Source organism: Pseudoalteromonas sp. SCSIO 43088, assembly GCF_023650795.1.
Lineage (GTDB): Bacteria > Pseudomonadota > Gammaproteobacteria > Enterobacterales > Alteromonadaceae > Pseudoalteromonas > Pseudoalteromonas shioyasakiensis.
Map to the genome: position 1 here is coordinate 3,621,459 of NZ_CP072675.1, position 15,151 is coordinate 3,636,609.

The 15,151-nt window shown below is 42.6% G+C and carries 18 protein-coding genes; 8 read left to right on the plus strand and 10 right to left on the minus strand.

All coding sequences use genetic code 11. From position 1 onward, the window contains the following. Positions 1-3: 3 nt before the first annotated feature. The gene (gene lexA / locus J8Z28_RS16690; protein WP_054554457.1) at positions 4-621 is read right to left on the minus strand and encodes a transcriptional repressor LexA; all 618 of its coding nucleotides are present in this window, start codon (positions 619-621) and stop codon (positions 4-6) included. A 161-nt stretch (positions 622-782) separates the two neighbouring features. On the opposite strand from lexA, the gene J8Z28_RS16695 reads away from it, so the two are divergent. Next, positions 783-1,220 carry a PaaI family thioesterase gene (locus J8Z28_RS16695; RefSeq protein ID WP_054562879.1) on the plus strand — a complete coding sequence of 146 codons (438 nt, stop codon included), beginning with the start codon at positions 783-785 and terminating at the stop codon, positions 1,218-1,220. Between the two features lie 7 nt (positions 1,221-1,227). On the opposite strand, the gene J8Z28_RS16700 is transcribed toward J8Z28_RS16695, so the two are convergent. Next, a complete protein-coding gene (locus J8Z28_RS16700) occupies positions 1,228-1,608 on the minus strand; it encodes a hypothetical protein (RefSeq protein ID WP_054554459.1) in 381 nt (126 codons plus the stop codon). 158 nt (positions 1,609-1,766) lie between these two features. On the opposite strand from J8Z28_RS16700, the gene J8Z28_RS16705 reads away from it, so the two are divergent. Beyond that, positions 1,767-2,492: a PepSY-associated transmembrane domain-containing protein gene (locus J8Z28_RS16705; protein WP_062564783.1), complete on the plus strand. Its 726-nt coding sequence runs from the start codon at positions 1,767-1,769 to the stop codon at positions 2,490-2,492. On the opposite strand, the gene J8Z28_RS16710 is transcribed toward J8Z28_RS16705, so the two are convergent. After that, a complete protein-coding gene (locus J8Z28_RS16710) occupies positions 2,467-2,820 on the minus strand; it encodes a VOC family protein (RefSeq protein WP_054562881.1) in 354 nt (117 codons plus the stop codon). The genes J8Z28_RS16705 and J8Z28_RS16710 overlap by 26 nt on opposite strands. 116 nt (positions 2,821-2,936) lie before the next feature. Between J8Z28_RS16710 and J8Z28_RS16715 the strand changes: the two genes are divergently transcribed. From J8Z28_RS16715 to J8Z28_RS16725, 3 genes are all read left to right on the plus strand, one after another. Continuing rightward, the gene (locus J8Z28_RS16715; protein WP_082710871.1) at positions 2,937-3,590 is read left to right on the plus strand and encodes an endonuclease; all 654 of its coding nucleotides are present in this window, start codon (positions 2,937-2,939) and stop codon (positions 3,588-3,590) included. 99 nt (positions 3,591-3,689) lie between these two features. Continuing rightward, the gene (locus J8Z28_RS16720; RefSeq protein ID WP_062564781.1) at positions 3,690-5,312 is read left to right on the plus strand and encodes a S41 family peptidase; all 1,623 of its coding nucleotides are present in this window, start codon (positions 3,690-3,692) and stop codon (positions 5,310-5,312) included. Beyond that, positions 5,305-5,679 carry a hypothetical protein gene (locus tag J8Z28_RS16725; RefSeq protein WP_062564780.1) on the plus strand — a complete coding sequence of 125 codons (375 nt, stop codon included), beginning with the start codon at positions 5,305-5,307 and terminating at the stop codon, positions 5,677-5,679. The genes J8Z28_RS16720 and J8Z28_RS16725 overlap by 8 nt, the downstream gene beginning before the upstream one ends. A 32-nt stretch (positions 5,680-5,711) precedes the next feature. Here the strand turns inward: J8Z28_RS16725 and hmpA are convergent, their stop codons facing one another. Both hmpA and J8Z28_RS16735 read right to left on the minus strand, forming a co-directional pair. After that, positions 5,712-6,875, minus strand: coding sequence for an NO-inducible flavohemoprotein (hmpA, locus tag J8Z28_RS16730; RefSeq protein WP_062564779.1), 1,164 nt, complete (start codon positions 6,873-6,875; stop codon positions 5,712-5,714). 20 nt (positions 6,876-6,895) lie between these two features. After that, positions 6,896-8,128: an NnrS family protein gene (locus J8Z28_RS16735; protein ID WP_062564778.1), complete on the minus strand. Its 1,233-nt coding sequence runs from the start codon at positions 8,126-8,128 to the stop codon at positions 6,896-6,898. 156 nt (positions 8,129-8,284) lie between these two features. On the opposite strand from J8Z28_RS16735, the gene norR reads away from it, so the two are divergent. Continuing rightward, a complete protein-coding gene (gene norR / locus J8Z28_RS16740) occupies positions 8,285-9,847 on the plus strand; it encodes a nitric oxide reductase transcriptional regulator NorR (protein ID WP_062564777.1) in 1,563 nt (520 codons plus the stop codon). Here norR and J8Z28_RS16745 read toward each other — a convergent pair. After that, positions 9,844-10,737, minus strand: a complete 894-nt coding sequence (locus tag J8Z28_RS16745; RefSeq protein ID WP_062564776.1) for a LysR family transcriptional regulator — start codon at positions 10,735-10,737, stop codon at positions 9,844-9,846. The genes norR and J8Z28_RS16745 overlap by 4 nt on opposite strands. 115 nt (positions 10,738-10,852) lie before the next feature. Between J8Z28_RS16745 and J8Z28_RS16750 the strand changes: the two genes are divergently transcribed. Next, positions 10,853-11,422: an NADPH-dependent FMN reductase gene (locus J8Z28_RS16750; RefSeq protein ID WP_054562889.1), complete on the plus strand. Its 570-nt coding sequence runs from the start codon at positions 10,853-10,855 to the stop codon at positions 11,420-11,422. A 23-nt stretch (positions 11,423-11,445) separates the two neighbouring features. Here J8Z28_RS16750 and J8Z28_RS16755 read toward each other — a convergent pair whose 3' ends face one another. Then, complete coding sequence (locus J8Z28_RS16755) at positions 11,446-11,892, minus strand: tellurite resistance TerB family protein (RefSeq protein WP_055198598.1); 447 nt, start codon at positions 11,890-11,892, stop codon at positions 11,446-11,448. A 127-nt stretch (positions 11,893-12,019) separates the two neighbouring features. Between J8Z28_RS16755 and J8Z28_RS16760 the strand changes: the two genes are divergently transcribed. After that, positions 12,020-12,385 carry a hypothetical protein gene (locus J8Z28_RS16760; protein WP_055198597.1) on the plus strand — a complete coding sequence of 122 codons (366 nt, stop codon included), beginning with the start codon at positions 12,020-12,022 and terminating at the stop codon, positions 12,383-12,385. Between the two features lie 2 nt (positions 12,386-12,387). On the opposite strand, the gene J8Z28_RS16765 is transcribed toward J8Z28_RS16760, so the two are convergent. From J8Z28_RS16765 to leuC, 3 genes are all read right to left on the minus strand, one after another. Next, positions 12,388-12,981: a hypothetical protein gene (locus J8Z28_RS16765; RefSeq protein WP_054562892.1), complete on the minus strand. Its 594-nt coding sequence runs from the start codon at positions 12,979-12,981 to the stop codon at positions 12,388-12,390. Between the two features lie 124 nt (positions 12,982-13,105). After that, positions 13,106-13,705, minus strand: coding sequence for a 3-isopropylmalate dehydratase small subunit (gene leuD, locus J8Z28_RS16770; protein WP_054562894.1), 600 nt, complete (start codon positions 13,703-13,705; stop codon positions 13,106-13,108). Beyond that, positions 13,705-15,105 (minus strand): 3-isopropylmalate dehydratase large subunit, encoded by a 1,401-nt coding sequence (gene leuC / locus J8Z28_RS16775; protein ID WP_054554474.1) that lies wholly within the window; start codon positions 15,103-15,105, stop codon positions 13,705-13,707. Before leuC ends, leuD begins: the two co-directional genes overlap by 1 nt. Between the last annotated feature and the right edge of the window lie 46 nt (positions 15,106-15,151).

The window sequence follows — 15,151 nt, forward strand, 5'->3', positions numbered from 1 at the left end:
CGTTTACATCCAGTCAGCGTTACGAATAACACCTACCGCTAACCCCTCGATGTTGAACGACTCATGCTCAAGGTCAACCTCAATAGGCGAAAACTCTTCGTTCTCAGCGTGTAAAAGTACTTTGCGACCCGCTTTTTCTAGACGCTTAACTGTTACATCTTCATCGACTCGAGCTACAACTACTTGCCCGTTTTCAGCAACTTGTGTTCTATGTACTGCAAGCAAATCGCCATCCATAATACCAATGTCTTTCATACTCATACCATTTACACGCAGTAAGAAATCGGCAGCAGGTTTAAATAATGAAGGATCAACTTGGCAGTGACTTTCAACATGCTCTTGCGCCAAAATAGGTTCACCGGCTGCAACACGGCCAATTAAAGGTAAGCCTAGTTGCTCTGGCTCATCTTCTTCAATTAACTGAATACCGCGACTCGCCCCAGGCTTCATTTTGATCATGCCTTTTTTTGCCAGTGCTTTTAGGTGTTCTTCAGCAGCGTTGGCACTTTTAAAACCCAATGTTTGAGCTATTTCAGCACGCGTAGGTGGCATGCCTGTATCTTTAATAAAGACTTTAATTAGTTCTAAAATTTGCGATTGGCGTTTAGTTAATGGGCGCATACAACTGGTTTTCCATACAGTACATTTAACTGTGAGTATATACAGTTATTTGAAAATCGCAAATTTAAATTAACCCCATCATATTGCTACAAAACTAACATTGAACCACACCGAAAGATGCCATAAGGTATTAGCTTTAATTAGCAGGCTAAGGAAACACAATGAGTATTTGGCACCAACCAATCACGTTAGAGCTTTGCAAAGAGCTGGAACAAGGGATTACCGGTCAAGGCACTTTAATGAAAACTATGGGCATTGAGGTAACTGAAATTGGCGATGATTATTTAATGGCAACCATGCCTGCTATTCCTGAGCATCATAACCCTATGGGCATGGTCCATGGCGGAGCAAACGTTGTATTAGCAGAGACAGTGGCAAGCTATGCAGCCAATTTCGTGGTTGATTTCAATAAGTTTTATGCTGTTGGCCAAGAGATTAATGCCAACCACATGAAAGCGTCACGCAAAGGAACGTTAACAGCAACTGCGAGACCGCTGCATTTAGGTAAGCGAACTTCTGTTTGGGATATAAAAATTACCAATGCCGCAGGAGAGCTTTGCTGCGTATCAAGAATGACCGCAGCTGTTGTAGAGCGATAAATTCTGGCTATTTTTCAACAGGATAAATAGTAATTTCAATCCCTGCGCCAATTGCAGAGATACGTAACAAGGTATCGGCATGCAGGGGTTGGTTAAAGCATTTAGGCGAATTACCTGATTCAAAGCCTATATCAAATGTACGCTTTGAGCACGATAACCACTGTTTTAATGCATTGCGCGAGCAAGACTCAATAAGCTCGCAAAGCTGGTTAATTGCTTTATCTGGAGAGCTGATATCTGCGGTTGCTTCAATACGTGCTAGTTGGCGGTATTCATCTTGGTCATAATGTAAAACCATGGCGTTTTTCTTCAAATCAGCAACAAGCGCACTTATATCGTGCTTTGACTCAAGCTCCAGATCTACATTTAAAAATTGAATTTCCGACATACTCTCGTTTTTACCCTCTATTGATATCGACTGAAACTTTAACTCAGTTTTGTATATATACCAAATCTAGAATACAGTTAATGCGACATTATGCCGCATTGGCAATCTAGCTAAACAACCTAAAATAGCGCCCACATAACAATAATAACGGGGTAATAATGAATAAACGCCTGTTTAAGTATGCTCGTAAAGGGCATAAATGGCTTGGCTACTTACTTGCTTTGCAGATCTTTTTTTGGCTCTTAGGTGGGCTGGTAATGAGCTCATTACCACTTGAAAAAGTGCATGGTAAGCATCTGGCTAATCGCAGTTTAAGTAGCCCATTTTTATTGTCGGACTACCCTGCTTCAATTGATAAAATAACAGCGCAATTCGAGCAAATCGAGGGTATTAAATATAGCCATTTTTTAAATACCCCGATTATAGAAGTTACATCCTTTAGCGGTACGTTTATTTTTGATGGCAGAACAGGTGCTAAAATGCCTGCACCGAGTAAAGCGCAAATCATTGAAAATGCGCAAGCTCACCTGCTTATTGACGCAAAAATAACGCAAGCGCAGTTATTAACAAAAGGGCCTAGAGAAGTCGGTCACAAAGCCAATGTTTGGCAAATTAGCTTCGATGATTGGTTAACAACAACCTTATATTTAGATAGCCAAACCGGTAAAGTTATAACTGTGCGCAGCACCCTGTGGCGCATTTTCGACTTTTTCTGGATGCTACACATTATGGATTATGATGAGCGTGAGAACTTTAACAATCCACTACTCATCAGCTTCTCAGCCACCAGCGTACTATTTTGTATTACAGGAGTTCTCTTGTTACTACAAAACGTTCGAATTAAACGTAAAAAGCCAGCTACACGTGTTGGTCAATCAAAATAGGATTGCCATCTGGGTCGGTGATAATAAAACTCGCGTCACCGGCCTTTTGTATTTCTAATCCTTGTTGCTGAAATTGTGCAGCTAATTGCTCAAAGGTTGCAAATTCATCCAAAGCTTCGGCATTTTGATCCCACCCAGGATTAAAGGTCAGCATGGTTTTATCAAACATACCTTGAAACAAACCAATCAAATGTTCACCGTTTTTCATAATTAGCCAATGCTGCTCTATCTCCCCAGCAAACTCTTTGAAACCTAGCTTTTCATAAAACTGCTTTGAAGCACGAATATCTTTTACATTTAGACTTACAGAAAAAGCACCTAATAACATGGTTGTAATTCCTTTAATAAAAACGGCCTAACAACTATAGCTGAGTTGAAAAACTTTTCCTTTTTAGAATAGTCGCTCTAGAATAGCTGTTCCTGTAGTTCACTGATGTGATGGATATGCGTTTATTTCTATACTTAGCCCTTTGTTTTATTTTCACTTTTCCTATATCCGCTAAAGAGTTTTCGAGCTTTTACAGTACCAAAAAGCATTTAATTAAGAATCTACCAAGCAATAGTAAAAGCTTATATTGTGGTTGCGATATCAAGCGCCAAGGTAAAAAACTTGTGCCAGACCCTGATGCGTGTGGCTATATTCCTAGAAACTCTGTCACCCGTTCAGGAAAAGAGAATGCTCGCGCAAAAAGAATAGAGTGGGAGCACATTGTGCCTGCCTGGGAGTTTGGTCATCAATTACAATGCTGGCAGGATGGCGGTCGCAAAAACTGTAAAAAGGTCAGTGAAAAGTTTCGTCAAATGGAAGCTGACATTAATAACCTTGCCCCCGCTATAGGCGAGATCAATGCTGACCGTTCAAACTTTCGCTACGGTATGGTGTCAACATCAAGTGCAAGTTACGGAGCATGTCCCGTAAAAATCGATTTTAAGCAACGCGTATTTGAGCCACCCATTTATGCAAGAAAGCAAATAGCCGATACCTATTTTTATATGCAAAAAACCTATGGCTTAAAAATATCTGATAAACAACGTAAATTATTTGAATCGTGGCAAAAGCTTGAAATAGCTGAAATTAGCAATCGTAAGTCTTTATAACTAGCAGCACATTCGTTTACATTTCAGACGCTATAATTTATTGCTTTCAGATTAAGTAATTGTTAGTTTTTAAACAATTTATATAAGAAAGGAAGCACCATGTTTAAAAATAACAAACTCGCTTTAGCTGTCTTCTTAGCGGCTTCAGGCATTTCTTTATCTGGCTGCGGCGGTGGTGGCTCATCGAGCAATACCGATACCACGAATCCACCACCAACAACTTCTGAACCCACTTGGACGGCTGGTGTCTTTGATCCATCAAGCGAATTTAAAGATCAATGCACTGTACCGCGAACTGGCAATGATCCATATAACGATAATCAACCTTACCCAGATACAGCAGGCTCTGAGTTTACTGAGAAGATGTGGCTACGTTCATGGAGTGACGAAACCTATCTTTGGTACGATGAAATAGAAGACAATGACCCAGCTAACTTCAGCTCTGTCGCCGCTTACTTTGATCAATTAAAAACCTTCGAAAAAACAGATTCTGGTGCTTATAAAGATCAATTCCATTTCAGCAGGCCAACAGAAGAGTATTTTCAAGAGTCGCAATCAGGTGTGGTTTCTGGCTATGGTATCAATTGGGCATTTATCAGTAATGTTCCGCCACGAGAGTTACGTGTAGCCTATTTAGAGAGTGACTCACCAGCTGCAAATGCAGGCTTACAACGCGGTGATACTATTTTAATGGTCGACGACGTCAGCATTGACACTAATACTCAACAAGGCGTAGATATTCTAAATGAAGCGCTATTTGGGCCGACAGCTGGCGACTCGCACAATTTTGTTGTACGCAGTAATGATGGCACCGAAAAATCGTTTACTCTAATCGCAGGTAATATAACCCAAACACCTGTACAAAATGTCGATACTATTACCACAGGAGATGGCACTAAAGTTGGCTACATGCAGTTTAACAGCCATATAAGTATTGCTCAGCCTGAGCTGATAAGTGCTGTGAATAAGTTCAAAACCGACAATATCGACGAGCTTGTGATCGACCTTAGATACAATGGCGGTGGTTTATTAGCGCTTTCTTCGCAACTTGCCTATATGATTGCAGGTCCAGCTAATACGAGTGACTATTTTTACTATCAAGTCATTGAAAATGACAAGCAGCCCGAGAGCGACCCATACCCGTTTATTGATATTGAAGTCGATTATTCTACTTTCGAGGGAACAGGTAACACACTACCTGACTTAAATTTATCGAAAGTCTATGTACTCAGCACTGATAATACATGTTCAGCATCAGAAGCACTTATCAATGGCTTAAAAGGCATAGATACTGAAGTTATTTTAATAGGTGGTAAAACCTGCGGTAAACCATATGGTTTTACCCCAACGCATAACTGTGCAACCACTTACTACACCATTCAGCTAACGGGTGTGAATTACAAAGGCTTTGGCGAATACTCTGACGGCTTAGTACCAACTCCTTCACCGCAATTCGATGCAGATGTAAAAGGCTGTGAACTCGATGACGACTTTAACCACCAGTTAGGTGATAGTGATGAAACACTTCTGAGTGCAGCGCTTTATCATATTGAGAATGATAGTTGCCCAGTGGTAACGCAAAGTGCCACAGCTAAGCAAGCGACAACCTCATCTTATGCTGCTGATGAAGCTGGTATTGCGCTAAAAGCTAATACTACACTTTACAAAAATAATATGGATTTAACCCGTCCGCTACCAGCTAAGGAAGGTGATAATGAATAAAGCACTGTTCTTAACCTGCACCTTACTGGCAAGCATAGCAGGCTGTAAAAGTACTCAAGCAGAGCAACCGCAAGATGCTACGCTTGTTCGGGTAAACCCGGGAGTGATTACTGATATACAGCAGGCTATTCAGTCTGCTAAGGGCGGTGCACTGGTCACCTTAGCCGATGATGTGTTTACTAAAAGCGCAGAGTTACTGATTGACCACGGCACCAACAAAGGGCCTGATGGCCTGCCAATTATGGGTGCCCATTCAATTCCTTCTGAGAAGTTTGTGTTGCAAAAAGCAGGTGAGCAATGCCTGCTTTACTACCCCAAAAAAGAGCTCCGTATTCCACTTCCTAATGTAGAGTGCGAAGTTAACTAACAAAAGGCGCAGCTTAGGCTGCGCCTTTTACATCATAGGCTTTGGTGAGGGCCAAACACCTCATAATGAATGCGTTCACTTGCAACCCCAATACCTAGTAGTTGCTCTTTTATCATTGCCATAAATGCGATTGGGCCACACAGGTAAAAGTCACCTTTGCTTATTGGTAAGCTGTCAGCGACGTGGTTTACATCCATTAAGCCCGCAAAATCGCCCCCCTTGCCATCTTTAAACCAGGTAACACAATGTAATGAAGCGTGCGCTTGCTGTTGCTTAAATAAGTACTCTTTAAAGGCAAACTGCGTTTCACTGTCGCAAGCATGCAGGTAATGAATTGGCTGATTAGGTTGATTACTTAATAGTGTTTCGAGCATCGCCATCATCGGGGTTTGACCAACTCCCGCTGAAATCAATACAACAGGCGAGTCAATTTCGCGAAGCACAAAGTCGCCTGCGGGTGGGTAAATTTCTACCTCATCCCCCTCACTTAAGCTATGTAGGTAGTTAGATACCAAGCCTTCTTTTTTCACGCTAATACGGTAATTACAACTATTACTTTGCTGCGATAAAGAGTATTGCCTCACTTGCGTTAAATCACTGTTTGCAGGCGTTACTTTAATCCCTAAATATTGGCCCGGTAAATACGCCACAACAGGCTTTGCATCGGCAGGCGTTAATGTGAAACTACAAATTTGCGATGACTCCATACGTTTTTCTGTAATAGTGAAAGTACGGGTACCAAACCATCCTCCCGGCGCCTTTTTGGTTTTTTGATATAGCGACATCTCCTCATTAATACATACATCAGCTAATAACGAATAAGCTTCACGCCATGCATACTCAACCTCAGGGGTAAATTGTTCTGGCAATAACTCTTTTAAAGTCGCAATCAAATGCCCACCAACAATAGGATAATGCTCTGGCAAAATATGGTAACTGGTGTGTTTATGATTAATGCGCGCAAGCGCATCTTTTAACACTGCCAAGTTATCAATATTTGCCGCGTAGGCAGCTAAGGCATTAAACAGCGCAAATTGCTGAGAGCCCGATTGCTGATGTGTCATATTAAAAATATTTTTAAGCTCTGGGTTGTAGCTAAACATACGATCATAAAAATACTCAGTCACTTGAGGGCCTGCTTGTGCAAGCAACGGCAAAGTACTTTTAACAATCTGGATCGTTTTTTCAGATAACATAGTTTTTCCTATTGGAGAGATTAACCGCGGCGACCATCAACACGACGATTCACTAAGATGGGCGCACAATGAAATAAAAATAAGCTAAAGCCAGCAACCCACAGCAACGCACTTAACTGCCATGCAAGGTGATGACCTAAATAAACGGGAAGTAACGAACGTACAATGGCAGCTATCACAATGAGTACAAATGCCAAACTAATGTACGCAGGGGCTTGTAATGCGCGCCCAGTGTGACCATGAGAGACACGTACCATCATGGCGATGATCATCACACCTATGGTGCCAACAGTGATCAGATGAAGCGCATCTTTGAATAAGATAATAGAGCTGAAATAACTCAGCGCGATGAGTATTAAACCCACAGATAAAGCCCAATAAGCCACATGTAATGACCATAGCAAAGGCACTTTTAGAATGCCTTTATGCCACCACAAAACACACCGGGCTGAATGTAAACAAGCAAGCCAAGCAAAAACCCAACCGGTGCTCATTGCGCTAAAAAATAGCTGACTCATAAAAAACCACGCAATGGCGAAAAATGAGCTAAATACGACTAATTTATCGAGCTTGGGGGTTCTAACTTGTTCACTTAGGTTAAGGCCGCGCGCGGTAAAAAATGGCACAACTCGCCCAGCCACAACACCAACTAGCAGTGTCATGATAAGTACAGCGGTATCAACAACCCCCAGTGCCAGCGACATTTTATTAAGTACAACTAAGCTCAAAAAAATCACATTGAGCGCACAGAGCAAAGATGCGATGACAACAAATAAGTAGTTATGGCTGCTTTTTGCCTGTATCAGCATGTCAGCTAGAATAATAATTCCAGCTAGCCACCAAACGAGTTGTAGCGCACTAACAATATAAAGGTTTAGCTGCTCGAACCCTGCAATCTCAATAAAAAAACTAAGCCTTGCAGCAAGCCAAATCATGCTAAGCAAACAAAGTTTAATACCACTTACACTCGCCACACCTGTCCAAGTTTGTGCGGCGGTGAGCAAAAAGCCCATGGCAACCACGCCCGCAAAACCAAACAGCATTTCGTGAGCATGCCAAAGCGTTGCGGGCATTGTTAGGTGCCACTGTGCATAGCCCGCCAAGATTAAAAACCAGTAACTCATAGCAAATACAGCTAAGGCACCTGCCGCCAAGAAAAAAGGCCGAAATGCTAATGCCCATAACGGCCACTGGCTGAGTTGATAAAATTTGATCTTAGTTGGCATAGGTTCAGTTAAATTAATGACTTTCATTCGTGCTCTCAGCGTTTAATTTCCCCAGCTATTGCACAGTTCAAGCCAAAAATAAAAACCATTAAATATCAATGCATTAAACTTGGACACTTGATAAATAAGTCAAAATGACACACTATTAAAAACATCAATAAAACACATTCAGGTCAAATTGACATGATGCTCAAAAAATCCCTTCTTGATGTTGCACTTGCACTTACCAAAGCAAGCAGTGTTGATCATAATTTCAGTTATCTGTTGAGTTGCATTAATGATTGGCTTGAATGTGATGCAGTTGCCTTATTATTGAAACAAGGCGATGTGTTAAAGCCCGTAGCCCTTCATGGGTTGTCGGACGATACGTTAGGAAGACGCTTTAAAATAGCGGAGCATCCGCGCTTATTTGAAATATGCCGTGGCAGTGAACCGCTAAAATTTGCCAAAGATTGTGGCCTACCCGACCCTTACGATGGTTTATTACAAAGCCAGCATGGCGACTTTCCTGTTCATGCCTGCATGGGCGTGCCGCTGCTGAGCAGCAAAGATAACAACGAACTATTGGGTGTTTTGACCTTTGATAGTTTAGATGAACATGCCTTTGACGCTTTAGCAATGAACGAGCTCAATCAACTAAAACAGCTAGCTGCAGGCTATGTTGAGCATGCCCTAACCTTGCAGCATTTTATGCAGCACGCACAGCACAACTATCAAGTTGCGCAGCAGCTTAACCTTGAAGCGCTAACACGAGAAGGTGTCGAAATTATTGGTAATAGCCAAGCAATGCTGACCCTTAAAAATGATATTCAGCTGGTGGCTGCCTCAGAATTTAGCGTATTGATACAAGGCGATACAGGCGTCGGTAAAGAACTCGTTGCACGCAATATCCACTTAAACTCAAAACGCCGCGACATGCCGTTGATCCACTTAAACTGCGCATCGTTACCAGAGAACTTAGCCGAAAGTGAATTTTTTGGTCACAGTAAAGGCGCATTTACTGGGGCACATACTGCTCGCCAGGGTAAGTTTCAACTCGCCGATGGTGGTACCCTGTTTTTAGATGAAATTGGCGAGCTTCCGCTTGCTATGCAAAGTAAGCTATTGCGCGTATTACAAAGTGGTGAAGTACAAACTGTGGGGGAAGATCAAAGCCGTTATGTTGATGTCAGAGTGATTGCAGCTACCAACCGCGATTTAAAACAAGAAGTCGCTGCGGGGCGCTTTCGTGCAGACCTTTATCACCGCTTAAGCGTTTACCCATTGTATGTTGCACCACTAAAAGAGCGCGATAACGATGTTATTTTATTGGCAGGCTTTTTTATTGAGCAAACATCTAAAAAACTGGCAATTAAACAACTTAAGCTTAGTAGCGATACACAGTTACTACTGCGTCAATATGATTGGCCAGGCAATGTGAGAGAGCTTGAACATGTGATCAGTCGCGCAGCACTCAAAGCCAAGCAGCAGCAATGGCAACAAAGCATTGTCACAATCGAGCCTGACCATTGTGATATCGCTAAAATGGCCGTTGCTGAACCAAGCCCTGTTGCAGTTAACGAACAAAAAGCCACTCGCTTATCGCTTAAAGAGGCTACTGACGCTTTTAGTTATCAATTAATTATGCAACAACTTGAACTACACAACCTAAACTGGGCAGCCACAGCACGCAGCTTAAGTGTTGATAGAGCCAACCTTGTGCGCCTAGCCAAACGGCTAGGCATTAGCGTTAAAAAGTCTGTTTAAGCTTTTAAATCTTTAAAATAGGCTTTTAAAAGCTGACTAAATGCTTGGACTTTGGCTGTACGATGCACCAAGTGATGCGTTACCAGCCAAAGATCCGTTGGCCAGTTTAGCTCTTTAGGAAGCACTGGCAGCAGATCAGGGTATTGGCTTGCCACTTCATGCTGTAAACCACCAATTCCTAGGCCTCTCACAATCGCCCTTGTAGCTTCTGATGTTTCAGACACCCGTAACTTAATTTGCGAAGGTTCAATATGTTGATCAACCCATGCAAAATAAGGCACTTTACCGTTGTAGCCAGCCACCCCAGAAACAAAACTATGCTGTTGCAACTGCTCAATATTCTTTGGCATGCCATACTTTTCAATATAACTTTTAGAGGCATAAAACCCTGACGAAAGTTCAGCTAAATGCTGGGCAATATAGTCGCCTTCATCAGGCCGAGGGCCCGCTCGCACGGCAATATGCGCTTGACCGTGATCAAGGCGTAAACGGTTTTGATCAAGAATAACTTCGAGTTGCACTTGCGGGTGCAGGTTTTGAAACTGCTCACAGACATCACTAAGCACATCAATAAAACCACTTACAGTAGTTAATAATAAACTGCCTCGCAGTTGGCTATCAGCGGCAATAATATCGTTGTGAAGTTTTTCAAGTTCAGCGTTAATCGATTTTGCAGTCGCAAACAACTTAGCGCCAATTTCTGTCACTGTATAGCCTCGGGCATGACGGTGGAATAACCGCGCATCAAGGTTATCTTCTAAATTGTTGATTCTTCTAAGCACTGTGCTGTGATGAACACCTAACGATTCGGCAGCAGCGGTTAACGTGCCGAGCCTTGCCACCTCATAAGCAACTTTTACATCTTGCCAATCATCAAATTGAATCGCCATAACGGCTCCTTGTGTGCATATACGCACATAAGTTTTGCGTTTATTTGGCTTTTCTGCAAGCTGTTTTTTGCTACAGTGAGTATATCAACAGTGAAGCTTAAAAAAGGAAGCCATCATGACAGCACCTAAAATTATTGCCCTAGCAGGCAGCCTACGTAAAGACAGCTTTAATCAAAAACTGATTAATGAAGCTGCACGCTTCGCCCTCGAAAGTGGTGCTGAAGTAGAAGTGATTAAATTAAGTGATTTAGACTTACCTTTATTTGATGAAGATATTGAAGCGCAAGGTACACCTGCAGGCGCACAATTATTAAAAGATAAGCTTCGCGCTGCTGATGGCATTTTATTAGCAAGCCCAGAATATAATGGCTCAATTACAGCGCCACTTAAAAACGCAATCGACTGGGCTTCTCGTACAGAGCAAGGCGCAGTGCCTGCATTTCGTAATAAAGTGACTGCACTTTATGCATCTTCACCGGGTGGTTTAGGTGGCTTACGTGGTTTAAATCACGTGCGTGATATTTTATCAGGTATTGGTAGTTTAGTACTTGCAGATCAACTCGCAGTACCTGCTATTCACACTAAATTAGATGAGCAAGGCCGCATCAGCGATGCTGATACAGCCGAACAAGTTGCCAGCCTTGCCCAGCAACTTGTGAGCGTAGCGAGCAAATTAAATAAATAATTGCTAGCCTAGTTTTATCGCTACTAACTTAGCTTTGTCGCTGCTAGCTTAGCAGCGATAAAGTCTTCATGAGTTACATACAACAAGCTTGCGACGCGGCGAATAACCATTTCTTCATGCTTATCTAAATTGCCATCTGCGTAGGCTAAACGCCACAACAGCTCGATGATTTCAATACGCTGCTCGGCACTGCACTGGGCATTAACTTGTTTTGAAAACTGAAAGTAATCTATTGCATCATCTAAGCTTTGCGATGCACTTGCAACTAACTCTTGAACCTCTTCTTCGTTGAGCGAGAAATACTTCTTTAAGGTCTCATTCAGGGTCTGTTGCTCATCATCTTGTAACTCATTATCTGCACGCATAACCTCAATTAATAACGCAGCAACGGCGGTTTTTAGGTCATGCTCAGCAATGTTAGATTGGGTATCATTCAGCGCTGAAAACAGCTGTTTTATTTTATTGAGCATCACATTTTCCCTTTTTGGGTGTTAGACTACATGTAAGACGTAACGTTACCTTAGTTTGACTATGGATGCTAACTCAGGTTCAACATCTCGATGAAACAAGGTATTAATCACATGGAGTTAAGTGTTTATGAGTGAAGTGAGAAGTACACAAGCACTATTAATCAGCGCCGTTTTAATGTTAGCGGGGTGCAGTAATGCGCAGGCAGCAAAAGGCGAAACCGAAAAGCTCTATGACTTCGACGAAAAAGTCCACTACTACCAAACTAAATTGGCCGACGGCCGCTACCACCTCGAAATTCAGTCTGACGACTACAAGCACTTTCGCAATCAAAGCGTATTTTTACTGCGCCATGCAAGTCGCTTATGTAGAGACAAACCATTTATGCTAAGAGTGACTGATGGGGTGCAGGAGTATGAACGTTTTCCAACTAAACCACGCGCCTATCAGCCACCTTTAACGGTTGTTTTACAGTGTGAAGACGAAGCTAAATAGCACTAGTCTTCATATCCCCACGGCGCGCTTGGCGGCGTGATAGGTTTAGTTAAGTCAAAATCAACACGAAATTCACGCCCTTCACGCACTAAGCGATACGTAAATTGCTTAGGATAAATATACATTTGCCACGTGTTACCCATTGATTGGGGAATACCTTGGCTCACAAACAACTCTTTTGAGTACTGATCAGCCGGGAACGACTGCGCGTTAGCAAAACCCGCATCAAGAGTATGGCCACCATACATGGTTGATTTATCATCGCTGCCATCTTTATGACGATGGTCATGCTTTAAACTCAAACCACTGCCCGTTTTTGTGATGATCCAAGTACGAGATGCATCATCACCTACATGAAATGGCACTTGTAACTCACGCTCGTTACAACGACGTACATGCATTACTAACTTTTTGCCCGCAAATGAGCTCGGGCCAGCAGCGTTATCAACGCTCACTTTACCTTCGTAAGCTTTACCGCAATGGGCGGCAATATTATCAAAAAAGCCATCATGGCTTGGAATTGACACTAACGGTGCAGGTCGCGCAGCCGCTACTGATGATGCTGCCACGAGCATCGATGCTACTAAGTATTTCATGGTGTGTTCCCTAAATAAAATTTCAGTCTAGGCTAATGGTTTAAAGACCATAAAGAAAACAATTACGATAAAAAACAAAAAAACGCGGCCTTGGCCGCGTTTAGGTTCACATGGAAAAAACAGGTTATTGCCAAGGGCGTTCTGCTGCAAGTTGCTGCTCAAAGGCATCAATTTGGCTGTTAAGTGTTTCAGTCACACCGATAAAGTCTAAGCCGCTTAATAAACGCTCTTTAATGTCATGGCGAATATCAAAGTGAATAGTGTCAAACTTATCGCTACGAAGTTGTTGGTTTTCTAAATCAACTTCGATATGAATATCATCATGCTGTTCACTCAGCACAAATAATTGCTCAAGCGTTTCTGCTGGTAATGCGATAGCAAGCATTTGGTTATTGCCGCAGTTATTAAAGAAAATATCGGCAAAGCTTTCCGCTAAGATAACTTCAAAACCATATTGCTTTAATGCCCATGGCGCGTGCTCACGCGATGAGCCACAACCAAAATTGTCGCGAGTTAAAAGAATTTGCGCACCTTGGTAACAAGGGCGGTTCAAAATAAACTCAGGGTTTGGCTCGCCGTTATCTAAATAACGCCAATCGTAGAAAAGCGCCGCATCAAAGCCATCACGGCTGGTCGACGTTAAAAACTGCTTTGGAATAATTTGGTCAGTATCAACATTGTTTTTATCTAACGGGGCCATTAAGCCACTAAAAAATACGCTCATTAGGCTTCTCCTCTGATATCAACAAAACGACCATGAATTGCCGCTGCCGCAGCCATTGCAGGGCTCACTAAGTGAGTGCGGCCACCGCGACCTTGGCGACCTTCAAAGTTACGATTAGAGGTCGACGCGCAGCGTTTACCGGCTTCTAATCTATCGTCATTCATTGCTAAGCACATTGAACAACCTGGCTCACGCCATTCAAAGCCAGCTGCTTTGAAGATATCTGCAAGGCCTTCGTCTTCGGCTTGTTTTTTAACAAGGCCAGAACCAGGAACAATCAGTGCTTCAACACCCGCTGCAACCTGCTTACCTTCAACAATTTGCGCAGCAGCACGTAAATCTTCAATTCGGCTATTTGTACATGAGCCAATAAAAACGGTATCAACAGTTGCTGAAGACAATTTATCACCGGCTTTTAAACCCATATACTTTAGTGCGCTGCGAATTGCATCAGCTTTGATTAGATCTGGTTCTTGCTCAGGATCAGGAATGAATTCATCTACGCCAATCACTTGCTCAGGGCTGGTACCCCACGTAATTTGCGGTTGAATATCAGCAGCCTCTAATTCAACAACATGATCAAACTCTGCGCCTTCATCAGTTTTTAGTGTTTGCCAGTAGGCAACGGCACTATCAAAGTCAGCACCTTGTGGTGCAAATGGGCGACCTTTTAAATAATCATAAGTTGTTTGATCTGGTGCGATTAAACCCGCTTTTGCGCCCATTTCAATACTCATATTACAAAGCGTCATACGCGCTTCCATAGACAGCGCTTCGATCCCTTCGCCACAAAACTCAGCAACATAGCCAGTACCACCCGCAGTGCCTAATTTACCAATCACCGCCATGATTAAATCTTTTGCAGTAACAGTTGGGCGTAGGCGACCATTAATTTGAATTTTTAACGACTTGGCTTTTTTCTGCTGTAGCGTTTGAGTGGCTAGAACATGCTCAACTTCTGAAGTACCAATACCGTGCGCTAGTGCGCCAAATGCACCATGGGTAGAGGTATGGCTGTCACCACACACTATGGTTGTGCCCGGTAAGGTAATGCCCTGCTCAGGCCCCATTACATGCACAATACCTTGATTAATCGAATTTAAATCATAAAGCTGAATACCAAACTCTTTACAGTTTGCATCCAGTGCCATTAATTGATTTTTCGACACTTCACTCGCAGCATCTAATGAGCGACTTTTTGTTGAAACGTTATGGTCCATAGTCGCAAAAGTTTTTTCTGGGCAACGTACTTTGCGGTTTTTCTCACGTAAGCCAGCAAAGGCCTGCGGCGAAGTAACTTCATGAACTAGGTGACGGTCGATATAAAGTAAATCAGTTTGATCATTAATACTGGCGACTACATGAGCTTGCCAAATTTTATCGTATAAGGTTTGGGCCACTTGCTATTCCCTCATTTTAGTTACGCTGAGTGACGAGCTCAGCGCA

Excerpts from the sequence above, each read along its gene's own strand:
- lexA (WP_054554457.1), bottom strand. The coding sequence starts at position 621 with ATGCGCCCATTAACTAAACGCCAATCGCAAATTTTAGAACTAATTAAA.
- J8Z28_RS16695 (WP_054562879.1), top strand. The coding sequence starts at position 783 with ATGAGTATTTGGCACCAACCAATCACGTTAGAGCTTTGCAAAGAGCTG.
- J8Z28_RS16700 (WP_054554459.1), bottom strand. The coding sequence starts at position 1,608 with ATGTCGGAAATTCAATTTTTAAATGTAGATCTGGAGCTTGAGTCAAAG.
- J8Z28_RS16705 (WP_062564783.1), top strand. The coding sequence starts at position 1,767 with ATGAATAAACGCCTGTTTAAGTATGCTCGTAAAGGGCATAAATGGCTT.
- J8Z28_RS16710 (WP_054562881.1), bottom strand. The coding sequence starts at position 2,820 with ATGTTATTAGGTGCTTTTTCTGTAAGTCTAAATGTAAAAGATATTCGT.
- J8Z28_RS16715 (WP_082710871.1), top strand. The coding sequence starts at position 2,937 with ATGCGTTTATTTCTATACTTAGCCCTTTGTTTTATTTTCACTTTTCCT.
- J8Z28_RS16720 (WP_062564781.1), top strand. The coding sequence starts at position 3,690 with ATGTTTAAAAATAACAAACTCGCTTTAGCTGTCTTCTTAGCGGCTTCA.
- J8Z28_RS16725 (WP_062564780.1), top strand. The coding sequence starts at position 5,305 with ATGAATAAAGCACTGTTCTTAACCTGCACCTTACTGGCAAGCATAGCA.
- hmpA (WP_062564779.1), bottom strand. The coding sequence starts at position 6,875 with ATGTTATCTGAAAAAACGATCCAGATTGTTAAAAGTACTTTGCCGTTG.
- J8Z28_RS16735 (WP_062564778.1), bottom strand. The coding sequence starts at position 8,128 with ATGAAAGTCATTAATTTAACTGAACCTATGCCAACTAAGATCAAATTT.
- norR (WP_062564777.1), top strand. The coding sequence starts at position 8,285 with ATGATGCTCAAAAAATCCCTTCTTGATGTTGCACTTGCACTTACCAAA.
- J8Z28_RS16745 (WP_062564776.1), bottom strand. The coding sequence starts at position 10,737 with ATGGCGATTCAATTTGATGATTGGCAAGATGTAAAAGTTGCTTATGAG.
- J8Z28_RS16750 (WP_054562889.1), top strand. The coding sequence starts at position 10,853 with ATGACAGCACCTAAAATTATTGCCCTAGCAGGCAGCCTACGTAAAGAC.
- J8Z28_RS16755 (WP_055198598.1), bottom strand. The coding sequence starts at position 11,892 with ATGCTCAATAAAATAAAACAGCTGTTTTCAGCGCTGAATGATACCCAA.
- J8Z28_RS16760 (WP_055198597.1), top strand. The coding sequence starts at position 12,020 with ATGAGTGAAGTGAGAAGTACACAAGCACTATTAATCAGCGCCGTTTTA.
- J8Z28_RS16765 (WP_054562892.1), bottom strand. The coding sequence starts at position 12,981 with ATGAAATACTTAGTAGCATCGATGCTCGTGGCAGCATCATCAGTAGCG.
- leuD (WP_054562894.1), bottom strand. The coding sequence starts at position 13,705 with ATGAGCGTATTTTTTAGTGGCTTAATGGCCCCGTTAGATAAAAACAAT.